Source organism: Paraburkholderia fungorum (assembly GCF_046027605.1).
In the GTDB taxonomy this organism is placed as follows: domain Bacteria; phylum Pseudomonadota; class Gammaproteobacteria; order Burkholderiales; family Burkholderiaceae; genus Paraburkholderia; species Paraburkholderia fungorum_F.
The window spans coordinates 319,204-337,403 of sequence record NZ_JAQQEF010000002.1; the positions used below are offsets into that span (position 1 = coordinate 319,204).

General features: G+C 63.5%; 15 protein-coding genes. 8 read left to right on the forward strand and 7 right to left on the reverse strand.

The genetic code is table 11. The annotated features are described in order from the left end of the window. Positions 1-19 precede the first annotated feature (19 nt). Positions 20-1,366: a vWA domain-containing protein gene (locus PQR53_RS04795; RefSeq protein ID WP_408451432.1), complete on the forward strand. Its 1,347-nt coding sequence runs from the start codon at positions 20-22 to the stop codon at positions 1,364-1,366. A gap of 98 nt (positions 1,367-1,464) precedes the next feature. Here PQR53_RS04795 and PQR53_RS04800 read toward each other — a convergent pair whose 3' ends face one another. The 5 genes from PQR53_RS04800 to PQR53_RS04820 all read right to left on the reverse strand — a co-directional run bounded on the left by PQR53_RS04800 (position 1,465) and on the right by PQR53_RS04820 (position 8,092). Continuing rightward, positions 1,465-2,643: an MFS transporter gene (locus PQR53_RS04800; RefSeq protein WP_408451433.1), complete on the reverse strand. Its 1,179-nt coding sequence runs from the start codon at positions 2,641-2,643 to the stop codon at positions 1,465-1,467. Next, the gene (locus PQR53_RS04805; protein ID WP_408451434.1) at positions 2,640-3,410 is read right to left on the reverse strand and encodes a DeoR/GlpR family DNA-binding transcription regulator; all 771 of its coding nucleotides are present in this window, start codon (positions 3,408-3,410) and stop codon (positions 2,640-2,642) included. Before PQR53_RS04805 ends, PQR53_RS04800 begins: the two co-directional genes overlap by 4 nt. Positions 3,411-3,538: 128 nt before the next feature. Further along, positions 3,539-5,020 carry a PepSY-associated TM helix domain-containing protein gene (locus tag PQR53_RS04810; protein WP_408451435.1) on the reverse strand — a complete coding sequence of 494 codons (1,482 nt, stop codon included), beginning with the start codon at positions 5,018-5,020 and terminating at the stop codon, positions 3,539-3,541. Positions 5,021-5,211: 191 nt separating this feature from the next. After that, positions 5,212-7,608 (reverse strand): TonB-dependent receptor, encoded by a 2,397-nt coding sequence (locus PQR53_RS04815; RefSeq protein WP_408451436.1) that lies wholly within the window; start codon positions 7,606-7,608, stop codon positions 5,212-5,214. An 82-nt stretch (positions 7,609-7,690) separates the two neighbouring features. Beyond that, complete coding sequence (locus PQR53_RS04820) at positions 7,691-8,092, reverse strand: DUF2946 domain-containing protein (RefSeq protein WP_408451437.1); 402 nt, start codon at positions 8,090-8,092, stop codon at positions 7,691-7,693. Between the two features lie 443 nt (positions 8,093-8,535). Between PQR53_RS04820 and PQR53_RS04825 the strand changes: the two genes are divergently transcribed. From PQR53_RS04825 to PQR53_RS04845, 5 genes are all read left to right on the forward strand, one after another. Then, on the forward strand, positions 8,536-9,615 hold the full coding sequence (locus PQR53_RS04825; protein ID WP_408451438.1) for a sugar ABC transporter substrate-binding protein: 1,080 nt from the start codon (positions 8,536-8,538) through the stop codon (positions 9,613-9,615). Further along, on the forward strand, positions 9,612-10,613 hold the full coding sequence (locus tag PQR53_RS04830) for an ABC transporter permease (RefSeq protein ID WP_179740903.1): 1,002 nt from the start codon (positions 9,612-9,614) through the stop codon (positions 10,611-10,613). The genes PQR53_RS04825 and PQR53_RS04830 overlap by 4 nt, the downstream gene beginning before the upstream one ends. Then, positions 10,613-11,383 carry an ATP-binding cassette domain-containing protein gene (locus PQR53_RS04835; RefSeq protein WP_408451439.1) on the forward strand — a complete coding sequence of 257 codons (771 nt, stop codon included), beginning with the start codon at positions 10,613-10,615 and terminating at the stop codon, positions 11,381-11,383. The genes PQR53_RS04830 and PQR53_RS04835 overlap by 1 nt, the downstream gene beginning before the upstream one ends. 113 nt (positions 11,384-11,496) lie before the next feature. Continuing rightward, complete coding sequence (locus PQR53_RS04840; RefSeq protein ID WP_408451440.1) at positions 11,497-12,045, forward strand: carboxymuconolactone decarboxylase family protein; 549 nt, start codon at positions 11,497-11,499, stop codon at positions 12,043-12,045. 146 nt (positions 12,046-12,191) lie between these two features. Beyond that, on the forward strand, positions 12,192-13,073 hold the full coding sequence (locus tag PQR53_RS04845) for a helix-turn-helix domain-containing protein (protein WP_408451441.1): 882 nt from the start codon (positions 12,192-12,194) through the stop codon (positions 13,071-13,073). Between the two features lie 41 nt (positions 13,074-13,114). Here the strand turns inward: PQR53_RS04845 and otnC are convergent, their stop codons facing one another. Both otnC and otnK read right to left on the reverse strand, forming a co-directional pair. After that, entirely contained in the window at positions 13,115-13,777 is a 663-nt protein-coding gene (gene otnC, locus PQR53_RS04850) for a 3-oxo-tetronate 4-phosphate decarboxylase (protein WP_408451442.1), read from the reverse strand. Continuing rightward, on the reverse strand, positions 13,774-15,111 hold the full coding sequence (otnK, locus tag PQR53_RS04855; RefSeq protein WP_408451443.1) for a 3-oxo-tetronate kinase: 1,338 nt from the start codon (positions 15,109-15,111) through the stop codon (positions 13,774-13,776). Before otnK ends, otnC begins: the two co-directional genes overlap by 4 nt. Positions 15,112-15,320: 209 nt before the next feature. On the opposite strand from otnK, the gene PQR53_RS04860 reads away from it, so the two are divergent. After that, positions 15,321-16,736: a homoserine dehydrogenase gene (locus tag PQR53_RS04860; protein WP_408451444.1), complete on the forward strand. Its 1,416-nt coding sequence runs from the start codon at positions 15,321-15,323 to the stop codon at positions 16,734-16,736. Positions 16,737-16,821: 85 nt separating this feature from the next. Beyond that, positions 16,822-18,171 (forward strand): GntT/GntP/DsdX family permease, encoded by a 1,350-nt coding sequence (locus PQR53_RS04865; RefSeq protein WP_408451445.1) that lies wholly within the window; start codon positions 16,822-16,824, stop codon positions 18,169-18,171. Positions 18,172-18,200 lie beyond the last annotated feature (29 nt).

The following is an 18,200-nucleotide window of genomic DNA, read 5'->3' on the forward strand; positions in this document are numbered from 1 at the left end:
AAGCAGATCGGGGGATGCAATGAAAACAGCAGCACACAAACATCAGAAAGGCTCGATCAGTATCATTGTCGCGGTGTCGCTGGTCGCGCTGCTGGGTGTTCTTGGCCTCGCGATCGATTCTGGCCTCGGCTACATGATCAGGGCGCGGCTCGATGCCGCCACCGACGGCGCGGTAGTCGCCGCGGGGCAGGCCGTTACGCGCGGCAACAATCAGTCGGAGCAGACCACCAACGCGACGCAGGCCGCCAACGCGTTTTTCACGGCCAACTATCCGGCCGGCTTTCTCGGCTCGACTGCCACGGCCGGCACGCCCTCGGTCGTGTTCGATAACAAGGGGACCGTGACGATCAACATGTCGGCGCAGGCACAGGTGCCGGTCACCTTCATGCCGGCGCTTGGCTTCAAGGTGCTGAACGTCAGCGCATCTTCGCAGGCGATCCGCAAGACGCTCGATATGGCGTTTGTGATCGATACGACTGGGTCGATGGCAACGGACCCGACCGAGCCCCCTGTGGTGCGAGCGAACGCCACCTCGTTCCTGAACAGCTTCGACATCACGAACGACCGCGTTGCCCTGATGCATTTCGCCTACGGCACGATCATCGACACGCCGTTCAAGACGGATAGCTCACGGGGTTTCGACCGCGCGAAGATGACCTCGCAAATCCAGAAATATAATTTTTCCGGCAGCACCAATTCGTCGGAAGCGTTCTGGAATGCGCGCAATCAGATGGACCAGTTGCAAAATCCGTCGAGTCTACGCGTGATCGTTTTCTTTTCCGATGGTGCGCCGAATAGCTTTGCGTCGGCGTTTGCGAACAAGGTCAAGGCGTGCGATAACGTTGTCGGCACGATAGCGTCGCCCGACAGTAACGGCAAGATGTCCGGGCTTTGGCGTTACGATCAGCTGCAGACAGCGTTCAGTTCGCCGTGTTACGACTCGGATCTGCGAGCCGATTCGAGCAAATTCATCCCGTCACTTCCCGCCTTCTACAACGCGCACAATCCGACCGACACGACCTTTCCGATCATCACGAATAGTCCACGCGTCGTCACGGCGGCCGTCACCTATCAGAATGTCAATCGAGCTTCACGCAACCTGCTTGAAGCGATGGCGGCGGACGCACGCAACAACAACATCTACGTGTTCACGCTCGGCCTGGGCCAGCCGCTAGTACAACCCGCGGGCCCGGACAACGAGTTGGGCCAGGACGTTCTCAAATGCATGGCCAATACGCCCGATTCGCTACCGCGCTGCTACAACCCGAAGCAACCGGTCGGTGTGTATTGTCACGCGGCGACGCCCGCGGACCTTGCACCGTGCTTTTCGCAGCTAGCTTCGCAAATCCTCCGCATTTCACAGTGAGCGCACCATGATAACGATTACACCTGAACGACCGCGCGCAAGCGCATTCGCTGCCAGGTGCGCTGAGCTGTCCGCAGCGCCCGCAAGCCGGGCGTGTTCTACGCGCGGCTCGCGTTGCGCACCGCCTTACCGCCGGTCAAACAGACGATCAACGTGGCCACGACGAGCACGCACAACGCCAGGCGCAGACCGAGCAAGCCCGCGCCGAGTCCGATCAAAGGCGGCCCGACCAGGAATCCGGCATAGCCCGCCGTCGCCGCCATCGAGACGCCGACCGCCGGCGTGACGGTCGAGCGGCCCGCCGCGCTGAAAATGACCGGAACGATATTCGCGAGCCCAACGCCGACCATCGCGAAGCCCACGCAAGCCGTGAGCACGGTCGGCAGGCTCAGCACCAACGCAAGCCCGGCCGCCGCCAGAAGACCGCCGAAGCCGATCACCTTGCTCGAGCCGAAGCGGCGCACGGAGACATCGCCGACGATCCGGCAAGCCGCCATCGACAATGCAAACGCGGAATAGCCGACCGCGGCGACGCTGGCTTCCTCGCTCAACGTGGCGCGCAAATACACCGCGCTCCAGTCGGCCACCGCGCCTTCCACCAGCATGCAAAGGAACGCGAGCAGGGCAAGTTTCATCACCGCGGCATTCGGCAACGCAAAGCCGCTGGAGGACGCGGCCGCGCGCGGACCGAGATCGCGCAACGCAAGCGTCGCGGCGGCGGCGATGAGGACGGCGATGACCACGTCCGGCAGCACAAGACCGCCAATCACGCCGACGCCGCCCTTCTGGAGCATCGCGCCGGTGGCCGCGCCGAGCAGGCCGCCCGCACTCCACGCCGCATGAAACGACGACATGATCGGCGACTTCCATTGCGTTTCGATCGTGCTGGCGTGGCCGTTCATCGAGACGTCGAGCGCGCCGTTCGCCGCGCCGAGCGCGAGGAGCACGATACACAGCGTTGCCAGGTTCGGTGCGAACGCGGGAAGCGGCAACGCCACGACAAACGCCGCGCCGAGCAGCGCGGTCGCCCGGCCGCTGCCGAAGCGCGGCGCCAACTGTCCCGCCAGCGGCATCGCCACGATGGCGCCCAGCGCAAAGGCGAACAACGCGATGCCCAACGAGGCGTCGCTGAGCGCCAGGCTTTCCTTGATGCGCGGCACTTCGACTGCCCAGGCGCCGATCCCGAATCCGTTGGCGAGGAACACGCCGAGCGTGGCGACCCGTTCCTTGAGCGGCTTGGTGACCGGCTGAACAAACGGCTTGGCGAATGATTTCATGAGCGCGCCACCATCACGTTGTCGCAGACTGTCTGGAGGAGGGCGCGCCGCTCGGCCGTCACGTCCGCTTCGACGAACAGATAGTCGACGGCGGCTGCAGGTGCCACGAAAAACGGCGCAGCGGTCATCAGCTTTTCCGACGTCATGGCAATCGCCACCTGGCTGCTTGCCTTGACCATGGCCCGTTTGAGTTCGGCCTCTTCGGCGTCGAACGCGGCGACGCCTTCGTCCGGATCGAACGCGCACGCGCCCAGGAAGCACAGGTCGGCCTTGATCTGCTGAACCTGCAGCAAGGCGGTGGCGCCGGTCGAGCCGGCCGCGTGCCGGACGATGCGCCCGCCAATCAGAATGATGTCGAACCCCGGCCGGTTCAGGAGGATTGCGCAAGCCTCGGGCGAGTTCGTCACGACAGTGAGATCCGCGTTGTCCGGGAGCGCCGCGGCAATGGCGGCGTTGGTCGAACCGGTATCCAGCAAAACAATCTGCTTCGGCCGGACGATGGAGGCAGCGGCAACGGCGAGACAGGCCTTGCGGTCCACCGCTTCGCGCAGGCGGATCGCCGCACTCTCGCCGGACGGCGAGATCAGCAGGGCGCCGCCGTAGACGCGCTTGCAGTGACCCTGCTCGGCCAGCTCGCGCAAGTGGCGGCGCACCGTGTGTTCGGAGGTCTGGAATTGAGCCGCGAGTTCGGACGCGAGGACGCGGCCCTGCGCCCGCAGCCGTTCCAGAATCAGCCGCTCGCGTTCCTCGGGCAGAAGGCCTTCCATTGCATCCTGTCGCGTTCGTTGCATGACTTCACCTTGCCTGAGTGCAAAACAAAACGATCATAATCGAGCAAAATGTAGCGTAAACGAACTGGCGGCGCAAGGATTGGCTGGACAGCGCGAATGAAGCTTCAGGCAGCTTGCCGCGCGGCGCGGCCGAAAAGCGTGCGATCGGCGAGCCATACCGCGAGCAGCGTGGCACCCATCAATGGGAAGACGATGCCGAGCAGAACGAGACCGGTTTTCCAGCCGCGCATCGGCGGCGCGGCGCGCTCGCGCGACGGTGCGCCGAGCGAGCGCTGCGGGCGCCGCTTCCACCACATCACGCATCCAGTGACGACCATGGCCGCCAGACCGAGTGAAATCGCGGCGCAGAGAATCTGATTGGCGAGGCCGAAATAGCGGCCCATATGCAACGACGTACCGTACGACACGGCCTTCGACACCGCGCCGTAGTCGCCGTAACGGATATCTTTTAGCACCGCGCCGCTGTATTGGTCGATGTACAGCGTGCGCTCGTCTTTCGGGTCGGCCGGAAAGTACGAGACGGTGTAGACACCGGTGGCGGAGGCCGGCAGCACGATGTCGTAATCGGTCGGGATACCGAGCGATGTGACCAGGCTGACAATGCGTCCGAGGGGCAGCGCTTGTGCTGCTTGTGCTGCTTGTGCCGCCTGCGCATCGGCGGATACCGGCACCGGCGTATTGCCGACGGCCCATGGCGTGAGCGGCAACGGCAGGTCGTCCATCACCATGCCCGGCATCGAGTCCATGTTCGCTGCGTGCGCGCTGTGCTCAGCATGTTGACCATGTTCAGCGGTGCGCGTGCCTGGCAGCGCGGAGCGCAACGGCAAGCCGCCGCCCCACGATCCCGGCGGCGCACCGAGATTGGCGGCGCTCGCGAGCGCCTTGAACTGCTTGCCCCATGAACCCGACCACGGCAGACCGCTCAGCACGAAAGCGAGCGCGCCGAGTGCGAGCCAGATGCCCATCACGCCGTGAAGGTTCTTCCACAGCGCGCGTCCTTGTAGCGAGAAACGCGGCACGAGCGCCGCCCGCGCCGTGGTTTTCCCGCGCGGCCACCAGAGTGCGACGCCGGTGCCGATCATCACCAGGGTCCAGCACGCGGCCAACTCCATCAGTAACTCGCCGGGTTTGCCGAGCAGCAGCTTGCGGTGAAGCATGCGATCCACCTGCATGAAGCGGCGCTCGACGCTCAGCGTGCCCAATACCTCACCGCTGTACGGGTTCAGATAGACGCTCTGCTTTTCGCCGTTGGCGAGACGGAAGATGAACTCGGTGCTGCGATCCGGGGCGTTCGCGATCGGGGCGGTCACTGCGCGTGCATTGGCGGGCATCGCCGCGCGGGCTTTCGCGAGCAGTGCATCGTCGGTCAGCCTGGCGGAGGCTTGCGGTTCGACGATCAGGCGATGCGGATAAAGTAGCGGTTCGATTTGCGGCTGGAAGCAATACACAGTGCCGGTGATCGCAAGCACGACCAGAAACGGCATCACAAAGAGCGCTGCATAAAAGTGCCAGCGCCAGAGCGTCCGGTAGCCGGCGCTCGCCGTGGCTGTTGCCGAGGGCGTGCGTTGTGCGGTGGTGGTGGACATTCAAATCCTCCTGAAGTAATGAGTAGGTCGATTGATTCGTGCGGCGATGCGCAGGTGGGTTTGCAAATCGCCAGTGCCGGAAGTACCAGGCGAGTTACCGAGAGAACACCATGCAAGCACAGCGGCAAACGCAGCAGTAAACACATCAGCAAGCACAGGGCAAACACAAACCGTGCAGGCAAACCGCGTGTTCACATGCGCAGCTTCGCTTCGACATAGAACGTGCGGCCCGGATACGGGTGATAGACGAAGTAACGCGCGTCGAACAGGTTGTCCACGCCGATGCCGACTTCACTCAGCCTGGTCGGTTTGAACGTGAACTTCGCGTCCGCCACCGTGTACGAACTGGTGCCGCCGAATACATCGGGATTCGTGTCGGTATTGGTGAGCGTGTTGTATTCGCGGCCGGAGTAGCGCGCGGCGAGCGTAACCGCCGCGCGTTCGTCGATGTGATACGTCGCGGCGAGATTGGCGCGCCACAGCGGAATCCGATAGAAGTACTTGCCGACAGTCGCCGGGTTCTGCGCGTTCGCGATGATCTTGGACTGCGTGTAGGCCACGCTCGCCAGCAGATCCAGGCCGCGCACGAACACATCCTGTCCCGAGTAGCTCGTTTCGACGCCACGCGAGCGCACCTTGCCGATGTTCTGGAAGTTCGTCACGTTCGGAATCACGGTTGTATCGGTCTGACTGAAGATCGTGTTCTTCACGTCGTCCTGAAACAGCGAGAAGCGGAATACGCCGTTCCAGTGCGCCCATTCGGCGGTGAGCTCTTTTGACAGATCGTCTTCGGGCTTCAGGTTCGGATTGTTGTTGATGATCGACGAGCCGTTGATTTGCCCCTGGAACATCTCCCCCACAGTCGGAAAGCGATAGGCGCGGCCAATGGATGCGCGCAAGCTCAGATCGTCGGTGACATCGAACGACAACGAGGCTTTCGGCGAGAAGTGATGCTGGCTCGCGTCGCTGTACGGAATGGCTGTGCCGGGCAGCGACTGCGAACCGCCATAGGCTTGCCAGTCTTCATACCGTACGCCGTAGACCAGCTTCCAGCGCGGCAGGAAACGCCATGCGTCCTGCGCGTACAGCGCCTGAGTCTGGGTCTTGCCGGCGAATGCATTGGCAAACGAGGTGGCCGCGCCGTCACGCCAGTTCAGCGTGTTGTAACTCTCGTTGTCGAGGAAGTAGTTGTCGTAGTGATAGCCGAAGCTCAACGCATGGTTCATCCATCCCGCTTGCGTCGTCACGGGGGTGTACGTGGTGCGCAGGTCGAGTGTTTTCCAGCCGGTGCCGTCGCCGAATATCACCGTGCCGGCTCCGTTGCCTGGCGCACCTGAATTCGCGGTGCGCGCCACGCTATTGCCGATGTCGTAGTACGAAGCGATGGCTTCGCCGTTCCAGCCGGTGGCGTTGCGAGTCTTCAGCGTGAGCCCGTAGAGCCAGTTCTCACTGTGGCCGAGACTCGGGGCAAGGGCGGCCGCCGGAATCGTGTACTCGTAGCCGCCGATCGCGACCTTGCCGCTGTACACGGGGTTGCCGTTCGCGTCGCGCAGGAAGCTCGACGTCTCGCTGTTGTAGGTCTGGTGCCAGTAGCCGAGTGTGAAGGCGGCCTGCAGTGTCGGCGTGAAGTCGTACTGCATCTTCAGCTTGAACTGGTCCTGCACCGTATGTTCGATCCCTTCGCCATTCACGCCGAGCACCGCGGTCGGCGTATTGGTCTGGTTGTTGTAGAAGTACGCGCCGGTAACCGGTATGTCACCGGCTTTCGCGGGCGTGCCCGACTTGGCGAGCGTGGCGAATTGCAGCGGCTGGCTCGTGTTCTCCAGGTGGTTCACGCCGAGAAAATACGAGAACTTCCCGAGCCGGTCGCCGATCGACGCGCTCGCTTCGCTGCCGTTGAAATTCTGATTCACACCGAACAGGCTGAAGTGCTGGGTGAACGCTTTGACGTCGGCGTCGGCTTCGAATTTGTTCGGCATGCGCGTGCTGATGAGGACCGTGGCGCCCAGCGAATTGCCTGGATAGAGCGCGGAAAACGGTCCGTAGATCACGTCGACCTGCTGGATTTCGTCGGGGAACACCATCGACCAGCGGGGCGGAAACGAATAGCTGTTGCCGAGCAGATTGCTGAGCAGCAGACCGTCCGCATAGACGAGGCCGCGGGCGCTCTGCGTGTTGCTGGTGCCGCGCACGGCGATGATCGAATTCAGATCGCCGATGAAGCGCTTACGCACGGCGAGGTTCGGCATGTACTTCAGCACGTCTTCGGTGTTGACGACGTTCCAGTTGTCGAACTGGTCGCGCGTCACGGTTTCGACCGAGGCCGGCAGGTTAGGGTCGACGGGGTGTGGGCTGCCCCCGGCATTGGCATTGGCGGTAACGCTGACAGCGGGCAGGGTGGCATCGGCGGGCGCGGTCTCTGCGTGGGCCGGGGCCGCCATGAATGCCGGCGCGAACGCCGGAACAAGCGCGGGCCAATACGCCTGAAAATTCGACAGCGAAGGCCGGCCGGTGGCAAAGCGCCGGGCGCCACGACGGACGCTACGGCGGGCGCAAAAGGGCAGCCTTCGCAGGGCGAAGTTGAACATGAACGTTTCCTCGATGCATTGAACAGGCGATCGCGCGCCCCTCAACGGATGCGACGAGACGCGCGATCAGGAACAACAGCGATCAGGAAACGGCGGGTGGGTCTCTTGGGCGTCCGGACGGGAACGCGCCAAGCGGTGTGAAGCGGGTGGAGAGGGCGGGCGGCGCGGTGCCGGTAAGCGCGAGTGCGGCTGGCGGCTCGACAACCGCGATACTCGGCATGGCGACGTGATGTTGGAGCAGGTGGCAGTAACCGCATGCGCCGAAGGCGTCGTCGTGGCTGAGATGGACCGGCGCGGGGCTCGCCTGGGTGGACTGGCTCGCGAGGCTCTGGCTGGCCGGTTGCAGCGCCGAACAGAGCGCCGCGAAAGGCTCGTGCGCGCGGTTCGATACCAGCATCTGACTCACGATCGGCGCGAACACGACAAGCCACATGGCGATCAGGCCAAGCCATGCGGTCATGCGGTTGCGGGAGTGTGGAGTCATGGGGATGAGCGTAAAGACGCCGGCGATTCTAGCATTGCCTCGCGTTTATTTCTCGTGTGATTCCGTTTATAGCGTTGGATGAGCCCCCGTGATTCGCGACGCGAACCCACGCGAGCCGAATACCTTTGGATTCCTCACTTGACCCGTTAAGCCCGCTTTCGAGTCGAGTCAGGCCGCCATTGCATGGCGAAAAAACCGCTAAGTGGGATTACAAAAAGCTTCACCGCGCCAGTGGAATTAACGAGTACGACTCGAGTACGACTCGTTAAGGGTATACATCGATTAGTAGCCAAAGTGCCGTGATATAGCATTTTCGGAGGGTCGTCATGTGTACGCGCGTGCACGCGGGTTTCATGGGGTAGCGATACCCGCCTCCGGGGGCTTTTCCGGTCTGCGCCGTCACGCACAGTGAAGTGTCTAACAACTGAGAGACGGAGACTGAGATGGCGCACAAAGGGGAAGACCAGGATGAAGTGCAGGGCATGCGCCGCGGCTTGCTGCAAGGCGCCGGCCTCGCCGCGGCGCTGGCGCTGATAGGTGGCGTGATCACGCCGGCCCAGGCAGCGGAAGCAGGTTCGTTTCCGGCGCACAAGCGCTGGAAGATCGTATTCGTCAACCATGTCACGACGAACCCGTTCTTCGTTCCCACGCAATACGGCATTCAGGACGCCACCGCTTTGCTGGGCATGGACTATCAATGGACCGGCTCGGCTAATGCCGACATCGCCGAAATGGTGAATGCGGTGAATGCAGCGATTGCCGGCAAGGCGGACGCCATCGCGGTACCGATCGTCGACCCCAAGGCATTCGACAAACCGATCCAGGCCGCGCTCGACGCCGGCATTCCCGTGTTTGCCTATAACGCCGACGCGCCGTCGGGATCGACCAATCCGCGCCTCGCCTATATCGGCCAGGATCTGTACCTGTCCGGCTACCAGATGGGCGAACGCATCGTGAGCCTCGTCGACAGCGGGCTCGTTGCGCTCTTTATCGCCACGCCCGGCCAGCTCAACATCCAGCCGCGGCTTGACGGCGCGGTGGCTGCAATCAAGAAGTCGGGCAAGAAAATCGACGTGCAAACCATCGCGACCGGCGCGACCGTCAACGAAGAACTATCGAAGATCAAATCGTTCTTTCTCGGCCACCAGGATCTCAAGGGCATGTTCGCGGTCGACGCGGGCAGCACCCAGGGCGTGGCGACGGTGATGAAGGAGTCCAACCTGCCGTCCAAAGGCGTGCATGGCGGCGGTTTCGATCTGTTGCCGCGCACGGTCGATCTGATCCACGAAGGCTTCCTCGACTTCACGATCGACCAGCAGCCGTACGTTCAGGGCTTCTATACCGTGCTCGAAGCGTTCATCTTTCTTGCCTCCGGCGGGCTCGTTGGACCGGGCAATATCAACACGGGCCTGAAGTTCGTCACCAAAGACTCGGTCGATCCGTATCTCACCACGTCGACGCGCTATGAAGGCAAGAGCACGAAGGCGCAGATCGTGCCGCGCACGGGTGCGATCAAAGGGTGACGTCTTCCGTGACGGACAGCCAGAAAGCCGCGCAACGCCCGAGGCGCTGGTCAGGCGTGCTCGGGCGTTCCAGCGAGATTCGCATCTTTGCGGTCGCGCTGATCCTCTGCATTTACTTCGAGACAGTCAATCACGACTTCCTGCTGACCAGCGCGAGTCTGCAGAATCTCTCGCAGTTCATCGCGCCCGTGGCGATCATCGCGTTCGGCGAAATCATGCTGATGATCGGCGGCGAGATCGATCTGTCCGCCGGGATGGTCTTTGCATTTGCGCCGTTCATCATGCATTTCGCCATCGAGGCAGGTTTGCCGGCATGGCTTGCGATGTTGACCGGCGTGATTGCAGCGGGCCTCGTCGGGCTGATCAACGGCGCGGTGACGGTGTATCTGCGCATCCCGTCTTTCGTAACGACACTGGGCACCTTGTTCTTCGTGAACGGCCTGACGCTGACCATTTCGCGCGGTACCCCGGTTTCGCCGCCGGAGGATTCGGTTTTTGCGGCGTTCATGGGCGGCTGGGGCTACAGCGAGATCATCTGGACGCTCGTCATTGCAGCCGTGATGCACGTACTGCTTCGCCACACCCGCTGGGGCTTGCACACGATCGCGTCGGGCGCGAATCCGCTTGGCGCCAGCGAAGCGGGCATTCAGGTCAGACGCCTGAAACTCGGTAACTTCATTCTTGCCGCGTTCCTTGCCGGCCTGACCGGGATTCTGGAAGGCTTCCGGATCACCTCGATCGATCCGCAAGCGGGCGGCAACCAGATCATGTTTCTTGCGGTCGCCGCAGCGGTGATCGGCGGCACACCGCTGGCGGGCGGGTCGGGCACGATCATTGGCGGCTTGATCGGTGCGGCGGTGCTGGGCATTCTCAACGACGGCTTCACGCTGATCGGCATCAATGCCTTCACTTTCAACATGATTCTCGGCGCGGCCATTCTCGGGGCCATGATCTTCAACATCCACGTGGTTCGTCTCGCGCGCAAGGGAGAGTTGTGATGGCCGAGGTGGTGGAGGCGCTGCGCGGCGAAGATATTGTCAAGCGTTTCGGCGCGGTGACAGCGCTCGATGGCGTGTCGCTGACGCTCAGGCAGGGCGAGATTCTCGGCGTGCTTGGCGACAATGGCGCGGGCAAGTCGACGCTGATCAAGATTCTCACCGGGTTCCATCAGCAGACCAGCGGCAAGCTTTTTGTAGGCGGCGAGGAAACGCTGCTTCGCTCCGTCGATCACGCCCGCTCGCTCGGCATTGAATGCGTCTACCAGGATCTGGCGCTGGCCAATTCGCTGAGCATTTATCACAACATGTTCCTGAACCGCGAAATCATCCACCGGGGGCCGTTCCGGTTGTTGAACAATCGCGCGATGCGTACGCGCGCCGCGGAGTGTCTTGAGGAAATCGGCGTGCATGTGCCTTCGGTGGACTTGCCGGTCGAGCAGCTTTCCGGCGGGCAGCGGCAGGCGATCGCGGTCGCTCGCGCGGTCAATTCGAATGCACGGATACTCCTGCTCGACGAGCCGCTCGCTGCGATGGGCGCCCGCGAGGCCGCGCTGATCATCGACCTGATTCTTCGGCTCAAGGAGAAAGGTGGACTGTCGATCGTGATGATCATGCACAACTACGCCCAGACGCTCGACATCGCGGATCGTGTGATGCTGATGCAGCGTGGACGGGTGACTTATCAGCGCGAAGCCGCCAGCACGTCGGTCGAGGAATTGATGGATATCGTGCGACGCGAATATCGGGCCATGCGGACCGCGCCGCGCTGAGTGGCGGTAAAAATCCTATTACATGCGAGGTAATTGGCGAGCCGCACGCTCACGCCTACTCTTCGGTCATCGCGCAACTCATCCCGAGCGGCGCTGACGATCGAGGACACCTCATGACGACGTTTCACCTTCATACGATTGAATCCGCGCCTGAACAATCCAGGCCGGTGCTTCGGCAACTGCAGCAGACCTTCGGCCTGATTCCCAACATTGCGGGCGCCATGGCCGAATCGCCCGTGTTGATCAGCGCCTTCATTGGTTTGTTCCAGAAAGTTCATGCCGGCACTTTCACGGAAGCACAGATACAGACACTGCTGCTGACTAACGCCGTGACGAACGCGTGCTCCTGGGCGGTTGCGTTTCACACAGCGCTCGCCCTGAAAGAAGGCCTTTCACCCGCCGACGTCGACGCCATTCGCAACGGCCGCGCGCCGGAGGATCGCAAGCATGCGGCGCTCTCCACCTTGACGAAAGCCGCGATCGAAAAACGCGGACATCTGGATGACAAGGACGTCGGCCAGTTTCTCGAAGCCGGGTTCCGTCACGACCAGGTGCTCGAGGTTCTGGCGGTGCTGGCCGCCTCGACGATCACGAACTACGCCGGCAACATCACCCGGCCTCCGGTGGAAGCGCCGTTCCAGGCGCATCTCTGGAACGCGTAGCGATCCGCTGAACGCGCCGCCCGGCGGCAAGGAGTATGCTGACCGGCGCGGTTCGATCGACCGGTCGGCGCCGGGTGTCCACGACCCAGCGCGCCGCCGGCTAACCAACCTGATCTATCTGAATTCACCACGCGGACAGGAGACCGATGAACCCTGCGAATCCCGAAAGAAAGACGCCGCCGAATGAACTCGGCGCGTTGTTGCGTCACTGGCGAGACATGCGCGGCGTCAGCCAACTGGACTTGTCGTTCAACGCGGGTGTCTCACAGCGGCACATCAGTTTTATCGAAAGCGGACGCAGCGTGCCGAGCCGTCAGATGCTGATGGATATCGCCCAGACGCTCGACATTCCTCTGCGCGAACGCAACACGCTGCTGCTGGCAGCGGGGTACGCGCCGATGTATGCCGACAGCGCGTGGAACGCACAGGAAATGCAGGGCGTCACGAAAGCACTCGGACGCATGTTGCGTCAGCACGAACCGTTTCCCGCGCTCGTCATGGACCGCTACTGGAACGTGCTGATGACCAACGAATCCGCGCCACGCTTTTTCAACTGCTTCATCGATATGGCGGCGCGCAAGGGGCCGCGCAACATGCTGCATCTGATCTTCGATCCGCACGGGATGCGTCCGTTTGTTGCCGATTGGGAAACGGTGGCGAAGAGCCTGATTCAGCGTGTTTACCGGGAGTCGGTCGGCCACGTGGTCGACGACCGGACGCGCGAGTTGCTCGACGCGCTGCGCGCTTATCCGGATGTGCAGGCTGACTTGCAATCTGCCAGGGGCACCTCGGAGGGAGCCGGGTCCGCTACGGCAGCCATGCCGGTGATACCCATCGGCTTCGTCAAGGACGGGCAGGTTCTGAACTACTTTTCAATGGTCGCCACCGTGGGCACGCCGCAATCGGTCGCCGCGCAGGAACTGCGTATCGAATGCATGTTCCCCGCGGATGACGCGACCGAAGCACTACATCTACAGATGATCGAACGTGCGGCGCAGCGGCCCGATTCCGCGCGTCATCACGCTTGAATCGGGACCCGGCACTCCGCTCGCGCGCTGCGCTTCGAGCGTCACCAGCGCACCTGAAACACGGCCTTCAACTCGTCGATCGCCGCATCGTCCAAGGGCTCCGGCCGCGGCGCCGACATCAACCACAGACGCGCTGTCTCTTCCAGTTCTTCGAGCACATACGAAGCGTGCGAGACCGAACGCTCCCATGCCACAGGTCCAAGTCGTTCGAGCAGCACCGCGCGCACTTGCGCCGCCAGCGCGGCGATCTGATCGGCTACCTGAGGATCGCCAGGGCGCCGGTAGCCGATCAGCGGTACGTGGCCCACTTTCATCACGTAGTAAGGCGTGAGCGGCGGCAGCACGTCGGTGTCGCGCCAGACACCGGCTAGCGTCAATGCCACCAGGTGCGTGGAGTGGGTGTGTACGATGCCTCGCGTGGCGGCATTGTTGGCGTAGATGCCGCGATGCAGTGCGAGCGTCTTCGAGGGCTGGCCGCCGGACACTGACTGGCCGCTCAGATTCACCTTGGCGATGCCGGCCGGATCGAGCCGGCCGAGACACGCGTCGGTGGGCGTGATCAGCCAGCCGTCATCAAGGCGAGCGCTGATGTTGCCCGCGCTGCCTACCGTGTAGCCGCGCTCGTACAGACTTGTGCCGACCACACAGATTTCTTCTCGCAGACGTGTCTCCATACTGCTCACATTGAGCATCGTGCCCGTCATGGGTGGCCTCCGTTCAGTCGCGCAAGGGCTTTGTCGAAGAAGTCGAGCGCGCCGAAATTGCCCGACTTCAGCGCGAGGGCGAGTGGCGCTTCGTCCGGATGAGATGGAACGCTCGCCGTGGCCGGCACGCCCGGATCGATTTGCGCGCCAATGCGCAGCATCCGCACGTCGAGCGCCTGGACCACTGCGCCCGATGTCTCACCTCCTGCCACCACGAATTTGCGCACGCCCGCTTCGCGCAAGCGCACGGCGATCGCCGCTAGCGCGTCTTCCACCAGCTGCCCGGCGCGCGCGACACCCAGCTCGCGTTGCACGGTCTTCACCTGGTCCGGCGTGGTCGTCGCGTAGATCAGCACGGGCTGGGAACTGCCGGAGGTTGCAGGGTCCAGCGCAAAAGCCACCGCCTGATCGACTACCGGCTCGCCGCGTGCGAGCGCGAGCGGATCGATCCTGAAACCGGGGCGCGTGGCCAGCCATGCGGCCACCTGAGCGTTGGTGGCTTTCGAGGCACTACCGGCCAGCACGACCGACGGGCCCGCGACGGCCGGAAGCGCATCGGCCGCGTGGCTCGCGCGCAGTGAGCCGGACGCCTGGAAGTTGGCGGGCAAACCCAACGCGGCACCGGAGCCGCCGGTTATCAACGCAAGCTCGGCGCACGCCGCGCCGAGCGTATGGAGATCGGCGTCGCTCACTGCATCCGCGATCGCGATCCGCGTGCCCTCGGCGCACATCTGTTCGATGGCGTTGCGCACCGCCTGCGCGCCTTGCGCAATCGTGTCGTAGCGCAGCAGGCCGACCTTCGAACGGGTCTGGCGCTGCAACACCCGCACGAGGTTCGCGTCGCTCATCGGCGTAAGCGGATGATTTTCCATGCCCGACTCGCTCAACAGCGCGTCGCCGACGAACAGGTGGCCGCGATACACCGTGCGGTGATTCTCGGGAAACGCGGGGCAGGCGATTGTGAAGTTGTGTGAAGCCGGGGTTGAGTTCGGCGCGGCGCTCAGCGTATCGAGCAATGCGTCGGTCACCGGACCGATATTGCCGGCCTCGGTGGAGTCGAAAGTCGAGCAGTACTTGAAGAAGAATTGCCGGCACCCTTGCGCGCGCAACCATGCCAGCGCGGCGAGCGATTGCGCCACTGCGTCGGCGGCGTCGACCGTGCGGGATTTGAGCGCGACGACCAGCGCATCGGCCTCGATGAGCGTGTCGGCGGTCGGCACGCCGATGGTCTGGACGGTTCGCATGCCGCCGCGAACCAGCATGTTCGCGAGATCCGTCGCGCCGGTGAAGTCGTCGGCGATGCAGCCCAGCAACGGGCGAGAGGTCGAAGTCATGGATATCTCCTTTGCCTCGATTGTAGCCATCAACCTGTTGCGTGTGAATCGATGTTAAATAATTTGACTGAGATGGTAAATCTCGTTAAGGTGGCCGCTGCTTGGGAGTGGCGGCATCGATGCTCCCTGGCTGCCTATTCAGCGCCGGGCGAATCGCCGCGATACGGTCGCGGCGCGCACTGGGGTGCAGTCATTGCAGGGGACTTGAAATGAACTACGAGTTGCTGTTTCGCGCCGGCGCCAACGCCGCCATGCGTGCAGAAAAGGGCGCATCGGCCGCGGGAACACCGGAGGTTCGCTACGCGCTGACCGGCGCGAAGGGCGGCTTCGCTCGCACGCTGCTCGCGCAAACGCGTCTGATGCCGCGGCTTGCGCCGACACTGCTGTGCGATCTCGACATCGCGGGGCTGCGCGCCCTGTGCGAGGAGCTCGGTTACCCGGCTGCGGACCTGGTCGAATGCACCACGCCGGACGAGGTCGCCGCGCTGCCGCAGAACGCCATCGGTCTGATCGCGGACGTCGCGTTGCTCGACCCGGCGCGTTACAACATTCTCGTGGAAGCAACCGGCAATCCGTCGATCGGCTATCGCTGCGCCCGCCGCGCGTTGCAGCACAAGCGTCACGTGGCGATGGTCAGCAAGGAAGTGGATGCGGTGGCCGGTATCTCGCTCGCGCAACTCGCGGCGCGAGAAGGCGTGGTCTACACGACCGCCGACGGCGACCAGCCGTCGAACCTGATCGGTTGGGTGAGCTGGGCGCGCACGCTGGGTCTCGAGGTCGTCGCTGCCGGCAAATCGAGCGAATACGATCTGATTTTCGATCCCGCCACCCACCGCGTGACGCAACTGGACGAGAGCTTTGCCGCGCCGGAACTCGCCGGGCTGATGAAACTCGGCGACGACGTGCGCGCCACGCTCGCCGCACGCCGCGCGGCGTTGAACGGCCGCAAGACCTCGGCCACCGCCGACTACTGCGAAATGGCGGTGGTCGCGACCAGCACGGATCTGATTCCCGACGTCGAACTGCTGCATTACCCGGTCGCCCGCACGGCCGAACTCGCGGACATCTACGCGCTTCAGGAGGATGGCGGGGTGCTCGGCAAGCGCGGCGTGATCGATGTGTTCAACATGCTGCGCCTGCCGGACGAAGCGAGTTTCGCCGGCGGCGTGTTCGTAGTGGTCCGCACGCACGACGCGCCGACCTGGGCGCTGCTGGCGCAGAAGGGTCATGTGGTGAGCCGCAACGGCCGCTACGCGTGCATGTACCTGCCGTATCACTTCATGGGCGTCGAAACGCCGATCTCCCTGCTCGACGCCGTGCTGCACGGCCGGCCGTCGGGGGCGGAAACGCCGCGCCAGTGCACGATCCTCGGCGGGCGCGCGAGCGTCGATCTGCCGGCCGGCACCGTGCTGAAGATGGGCGGCCATCATCACGACGTGACGGGTGTGCAGGCCGTGCTGATCGCCCGCAACGATGCGCCGCGCGACATCGCCCCGTTGTATCTGGCCGCGCATGCGACGCTCGCACGCGACGTAAAGGCCGGCGCGTTGCTGAGCGTCGACGACATCGCAGGTTACGACGCCGAACTGCTGTCGGCATGGCAGGCCGGTTTCGCGCCGGCCTGAGACGGCTCGCTGTCCGGCAGAAAAGCATGACGCCGCGGCGAAAGCCATTTGCCAGCGGTGCTAAACATCAAAACAAGGAGACGGTATGCACGGGGACGCAGTAACGGTCGTCATGGCGGTCATTGCCATTGCGGTGCTGGTCGTTCTGATTGCGCGGTTCAAACTGAGTCCGTTCGTGGCGCTCACGCTGACCGCGATTGGCCTCGGTATCGTCTCGGGTGTCACGCCTGAACATACGGTCGACGCTTTCGCCAAAGGGTTCGGCGGCGCGCTGGCGCGTACCGGACCGGTGGTCGGCCTGGGCGCGCTGCTCGGCGGCATTCTGATCGGCACCGGCGGCGCCGACCGCATCGCGAATGCTTTCATCGGCACGCGGCCCATCTACTACGCACCGTGGACCGTCTGCGCCGCGGCCTTGCTGATTGGCATGCCGCACCTGTTCGACGTCAGCTTCATCATGCTGGCGCCACTCGTCTATACGGTGGCCAAGCGCACCGGCAGCCATCTGCTGTACATCGGTTTGCCGCTCGCTGCGGGTCTCTATGTTTCGCATGGTCTGTTGCCGCCGCACCCGGCGCCGATGCTCGCGGTGGTCGCTTATCACGCGAACACGGGGCTCACGCTCGCCTATGGTTTGCTGATTGCGATTCCGACCGCGGTGATCTGCGGTCCGCTGTTCACCCGCGTGATACGGCCTTATTTCGGTCCGGCGCCCGACCTGGATACGGGACCGGTTGCGGCGAGCGAGCCGGCGGCGAATCGTGCGCAGGTGTCGCTGGCGCTCTCCGTGACGAGCGTGCTGATTCCGCCGGGACTGATGCTGATCGGTACGATGGGGATGGCGTACAGCGTCAAGGGAAGCCCCGCGTATATCCTGTTCCAGTCGGTCAACGATCCGATCCTGTCGCTGCTGGCAGCGGTGATTTTCGCGTTTTTCGCCCTTGGCGTGCGCGGCGGCTTTACGCTGGTCGACGTGCAGAAAATGGCGAGCAAAGGCCTGGGCCCGCTCGGCGTGATCCTGCTGATTCTCGGCGCCGGCGGCGGTTTCAAGCAGATGCTCAGCGCGATTCATCTCGACGCGATCATCGTGCACCACACCGCGGGCTGGCCCATCAATCCGCTCATCCTCGCCTGGGCGATCGCTGCGTTGCTGCGCATCTGCGTCGGTTCCGCCACGGTTGCGACGGTGGCCGCGAGCGGCATCGTCGCGCCGCTCCTGCTCTCGCATCCAGGCGTCTCGCCTGAACTGATGGTGCTCGCCACGGCCTCGGGCGCGGTGATGCTCTCGCACGTCAACGACTCCGGCTTCTGGCTTTTCAAGGAGTATTTCCAGTTGACCGTTGCGCAGACCTTGCGTACGTGGACCCTGATGCTGACGTTGCAGTCGTTCGTGGGGCTGGCCGGGGTGCTGCTGCTCGAGGCATTCATCCGCTAGGCGTCGAGATCAATCCGTTAAGATGGGAT

Bases quoted from the DNA above. Each gene is read 5' to 3' on its own strand.
- PQR53_RS04795 (WP_408451432.1), top strand. From the start codon at position 20: ATGAAAACAGCAGCACACAAACATCAGAAAGGCTCGATCAGTATCATT.
- PQR53_RS04800 (WP_408451433.1), bottom strand. From the start codon at position 2,643: ATGAAATCATTCGCCAAGCCGTTTGTTCAGCCGGTCACCAAGCCGCTC.
- PQR53_RS04805 (WP_408451434.1), bottom strand. From the start codon at position 3,410: ATGGAAGGCCTTCTGCCCGAGGAACGCGAGCGGCTGATTCTGGAACGG.
- PQR53_RS04810 (WP_408451435.1), bottom strand. From the start codon at position 5,020: ATGTCCACCACCACCGCACAACGCACGCCCTCGGCAACAGCCACGGCG.
- PQR53_RS04815 (WP_408451436.1), bottom strand. From the start codon at position 7,608: ATGTTCAACTTCGCCCTGCGAAGGCTGCCCTTTTGCGCCCGCCGTAGC.
- PQR53_RS04820 (WP_408451437.1), bottom strand. From the start codon at position 8,092: ATGACTCCACACTCCCGCAACCGCATGACCGCATGGCTTGGCCTGATC.
- PQR53_RS04825 (WP_408451438.1), top strand. From the start codon at position 8,536: ATGGCGCACAAAGGGGAAGACCAGGATGAAGTGCAGGGCATGCGCCGC.
- PQR53_RS04835 (WP_408451439.1), top strand. From the start codon at position 10,613: ATGGCCGAGGTGGTGGAGGCGCTGCGCGGCGAAGATATTGTCAAGCGT.
- PQR53_RS04840 (WP_408451440.1), top strand. From the start codon at position 11,497: ATGACGACGTTTCACCTTCATACGATTGAATCCGCGCCTGAACAATCC.
- PQR53_RS04845 (WP_408451441.1), top strand. From the start codon at position 12,192: ATGAACCCTGCGAATCCCGAAAGAAAGACGCCGCCGAATGAACTCGGC.
- otnC (WP_408451442.1), bottom strand. From the start codon at position 13,777: ATGACGGGCACGATGCTCAATGTGAGCAGTATGGAGACACGTCTGCGA.
- otnK (WP_408451443.1), bottom strand. From the start codon at position 15,111: ATGACTTCGACCTCTCGCCCGTTGCTGGGCTGCATCGCCGACGACTTC.
- PQR53_RS04860 (WP_408451444.1), top strand. From the start codon at position 15,321: ATGAACTACGAGTTGCTGTTTCGCGCCGGCGCCAACGCCGCCATGCGT.
- PQR53_RS04865 (WP_408451445.1), top strand. From the start codon at position 16,822: ATGCACGGGGACGCAGTAACGGTCGTCATGGCGGTCATTGCCATTGCG.